This is a genomic window from Caballeronia sp. BR00000012568055 (assembly GCF_029439455.1).
Taxonomy (GTDB): Bacteria; Pseudomonadota; Gammaproteobacteria; order Burkholderiales; family Burkholderiaceae; genus Caballeronia.
Window position 1 is genome coordinate 1 of record NZ_JAQFVG010000063.1, and the last position, 3,992, is coordinate 3,992.

4 protein-coding genes are annotated in these 3,992 nt (G+C 62.6%); 1 reads left to right on the forward strand and 3 read right to left on the reverse strand.

The window, feature by feature from the left end; translation table 11 throughout:
* A partial coding sequence (locus tag P7F28_RS04425) for an acyl-CoA dehydrogenase family protein (protein WP_277183226.1) occupies window positions 1-739 on the reverse strand: 739 nt, incomplete at its 3' end.
* Window positions 740-851: 112 nt separating this feature from the next.
* Here P7F28_RS04425 and P7F28_RS04430 point away from each other — a divergent pair.
* The gene (locus tag P7F28_RS04430; protein ID WP_277183227.1) at window positions 852-1,781 is read left to right on the forward strand and encodes a LysR family transcriptional regulator; all 930 of its coding nucleotides are present in this window, start codon (window positions 852-854) and stop codon (window positions 1,779-1,781) included.
* A gap of 13 nt (window positions 1,782-1,794) precedes the next feature.
* Here P7F28_RS04430 and P7F28_RS04435 read toward each other — a convergent pair whose 3' ends face one another.
* Together P7F28_RS04435 and P7F28_RS04440 are read right to left on the reverse strand one after the other, a co-directional pair.
* The gene (locus P7F28_RS04435; protein ID WP_277183228.1) at window positions 1,795-2,961 is read right to left on the reverse strand and encodes a CaiB/BaiF CoA-transferase family protein; all 1,167 of its coding nucleotides are present in this window, start codon (window positions 2,959-2,961) and stop codon (window positions 1,795-1,797) included.
* A gap of 2 nt (window positions 2,962-2,963) precedes the next feature.
* Window positions 2,964-3,992, reverse strand: a 1,029-nt coding sequence (locus P7F28_RS04440) for a CaiB/BaiF CoA-transferase family protein (RefSeq protein WP_277183229.1), incomplete at its 5' end; no start/stop codon positions are given.

The window sequence follows — 3,992 nt, forward strand, 5'->3', positions numbered from 1 at the left end:
CGTTCAGGCCATCGAAGATCACTTTCAGGCCCTTGCCTTCAGTGCCCAGCAGCGCGTCTTCGGGCAGTTCGAGGTTATCGAAAAATAGTTCGTTGGTCTCATGATTGACCATGTTGAGAATCGGCCGAACCGTGAGGCCATTGCCAATGGCCTTGCTCAGTTCGACGATGAAACACGAAAGCCCGTCGCTCTTTTTCTGCACCTGATCGATCGGCGTGGTGCGCGCGAGCAGGATCAGCAGGTCGCTGTGCTGCACGCGCGAGATCCAGACTTTCTGACCATTGATGACCCAGCGTCCATCACGCTTCACGGCCGTGGTCTTGAGCTTCGTGGTATCGCTGCCCGTGGTGGGCTCGGTGACGCCCATCGACTGCACCCGCAACTCGCCCGCCGCGATGCGCGGAAGATAGCGCTGCTTCTGCGCCTCGGTGCCGCTGAACACGATGGTGTTCATCACGTACATCTGTCCGTGGCAAGCGCCGGAATTGCCGCCCGAGCGATTGATCTCCTCCATGATGACCGATGCTTCGGCCATCGAAAGACCGGGGCCGTCGTACTCTTGCGGAATCAGCGCCGCCAGCCAGCCGGCTTTCGTAAGTGCATCGACGAATTCCTCGGGATAGCCACGTGATTCATCGATCTTGCGGTGATACTCGGCCGGGAACTGACTGCATAAATTGCGCACGGCATCGCGAATTTCCTGGTATTGATCGGGGGCGGAAAAAATAGAGGCGCTCATGAATCAGGTCCGGTATGTGGCATGGTGTTGCACCATCATAAGTTTTGATGGATATTTGAAAAAATAGAATTTCCTGATCGCCCCATCATTTTTCGGTATCGAACTATCCGCTATGGACCTCAAGCAACTACGTGCCTTCGTCACCGTGGCCGAGACGGGAAACGTCACGCGCGCGTCCAGTCTTCTGAATCTCGTGCAGCCCGCCGTGTCGCGTCAATTGCGGCTGCGGGAGGAAGACATGGGCACGGAGTTGTTCGACCGCAGCCGCCACGGCATGCAGCTCACGGCTTCAGGGAAAACCATGCTCGAATACGCGCGCCGTATCCTCAATGAAGTGGCGCGCGCCAAGGCCGAAATTCAGCCGACCGAAGGACCGGTTTCGGGCATCGTGAGCGTGGGTTTGCTGGCGAGCACGTCCGATCTTCTCGCAACGATGCTCGCGGGCGAGGTGGCGCGGCGCTATCCGCATATCCGTCTGCGCCTGACCATCGGGTACGCGGGGCATTTGCAGGACTGGCTCGAAGCCGGCGATATCGATGCCGCCCTGCTCTACGGCCAGAAGGAAACGCCCGCGCTGCACGTGAAGGCATTGCTGGAGGAAAGCCTGTGGGTGGTCGCCGCGCCGTCCGCGCGACTCTCGCGCAAGCGGCCGATCGCGTTGTCGCGCGTCGCGCAGGAGTCGTTCATCCTGCCCGCTGCGCCGCAGGGCCTGCGCGCGGCGATCGAACATGCCGCCGCCGAAGCGGGCGTAACGCTGCGCGTGTTTGCCGAAACCAATGCGCTGAGCGTGCAGAAAGAGCTCGTTGCGCAAGGTCACGGATGGACCATTCTTCCCGCCGTCGGAGCTACGGATGCCGTGGAGCGCGGCCAGTTGTGCGCAGCGCCGCTGGCATCGCCGGGGCTTAAGCGCACGATTGTGCTCGCCGCGCCCAGCAGCAGGCAGGCCACTGCGCCTGTGCGCTGCGTCGTGGGGGCGCTGCTGGACTGCGTCAGAACCACATTCGACGATGGCCGCTGGCCCGATGCGCGCTGGCTTGGTTGAATCGCTGCAAAGCTCAGGCGAACGCGCCTCGCGCGAGCCAGGCCTGAACGCGCTCGTCAGGCAGCCATTCCCGCAGCACGGCAATCGCCATATCGGTACTCGGTTCGGCCGGCGGTTCCGGGCGCGCTGCGGGCGTTCGTGAAAACCGCGGCCCGGGCGCAGGATGCGTGATGCCGTCGATTTCGATCAACGTGCCGCGCGCCTTGATATGCGGATGCTCCGGCGCTTCGTCGAAATCGAGCACGGGAGCGAAACATACGTCGAGTTCGCCGAGCAGTTGCGTCCACTCGTTGCGCGTGCGTTGTCTGAATCGTTCGGCCAGCACCTGTTTCGCCTCGGGCCATTGGGCGCGGTTCATTTGCTCTTGCAGCATCGGATGATCCTGTAACCCGAGCTTGTCGAGCAAGCGTCGATAAAACTTGCTCTCGATCGCGCCCACGCTCACATATTTGCCATCGGCGCACTCGTAGACTTCGTAGAAGTGCGCGCCGGTATCGAGCAGATTGGTGCCGCGCGTCTTGCCGAGCATGCCCGCCGCATGCAGGCCCATCGTGACGGTCATGATGGACGCCACACCATCCACCATGGCCGCGTCCACCACCTGACCCTCGCCCGAGGCGCGTGCTTCAAGAACGCCAGCAAGCAGTCCGAAGGCCAGATACAGCGCGCCGCCCGCGTAGTCGCCGAGTACGTTCAGCGGCGGCGTGGGCGCTTGCCCGGCACGGCCCATCGCATGCAAGGCGCCGGTAATGGCGATGTAGTTCAGATCGTGCCCGGCCACCTGTGACAACGGACCCTCCTGTCCCCAGCCCGTGACGCGGCCATACACCAGGCGAGGGTTGCGCGCGAGACATACGTCGGGACCGAAGCCCAGCCGCTCCATCACGCCGGGACGAAAACCCTCGATGAGCGCGTCGGCGTCTGGGACCAGTTCCATCACCATCTCGACAGCGTCAGCGTCTTTCAGATCGACGTGGATGGACTGGCGATTGCGCAACCCCAGATCGAACTGCGGCGGGCGCGGCGCGCCGAGACCCGAAGGTTCCTTGCGATCCACCCGGATCACGGTTGCGCCGAGATCGGCCAGAAACATCGCGGCCAGCGGACCCGGGCCAATGCCCGCTATCTCGACGATCCTGACGCCAGCAAGCGGCCCACGACGCGAAGAGGCTTCGGCCATGTTCAGATCACTCCTTTGTCGCGCAGTCGTTGCAGCCGCTCGTCCGGCAACTTGAGCAGCCCGCGATAAATCTCGTCGTTGGATGCGCCGAGTTCCTGTGCCGGCTGGTCGAACTGCGCGGGCGTTTCCGAAAACCTGATCGGCAGACCCATGCCCATGGCATCGACTTCGGCGAGTCCGGGATGCTCCAGCTTCACCACCGCGCCGCGCTCCTGAAGAAGCGGATCCTTCAGCACATCGATCGGCGAACGTACAGCAGCCGCGGGCACGCCGCGCTTTTCCTGCAGTTCGCGAATGACTTCCGCCGTGCTGCGCTGAGACGTCCACGCCTCGATCATCGCGTTGATTTCGGCCGCGTGCTTCATGCGCGGACCACGCGTGGCATAGCGCGGGTCCGCGACCAACTCGGGCCTGCCCAGCGCTTCCATGAGATTGCGGAACCAGTCGGGCTGGAAGGCAACCATCGCCACGTGGCCATCGAGCGTGCCGTACACGCCGAACGGCACAAGACGATCATGAAAATTACCCGAGCGCTTCGGATAGCCATGTCCGATAAACACGTCGAAATGCTCCTCGGCCACCATCGACGAAAGGCAGTCGAGCATCGACACCTGAACGCGTTGCCCGACGCCTGTCTTGCCGCGATGAATCAGCGCGGCGAGAATGCCGTTCACCGCATAGAGCGGCGCGACCAGATCGGCAATCGGCAGACCCCAGCGCGTGGGCGGTCCATCGGCGACGCCGGTCACATCCATAATGCCGGACAGCGCCTGCACGATGATGTCCATGCCCTTGAGATTAGGATAGGGACTGGGTTCGCCAAAGGCCTTGATCGACGCATAGATGATCTTCGGATTGGCCTTGGCCACGCTGTCGTAATCGACACCCAACCGCGCCATGACACCCTCGCTGGCGTTTTCGATGACCACATCGGATTCCCGCGCCAGTTCCATGAACACCGCCCGGCCCTGCGCGGACTTCAGGTCGAGCGTGATGCTTTTCTTGTTGCGCGCGCGATTGAGGATAGTCAG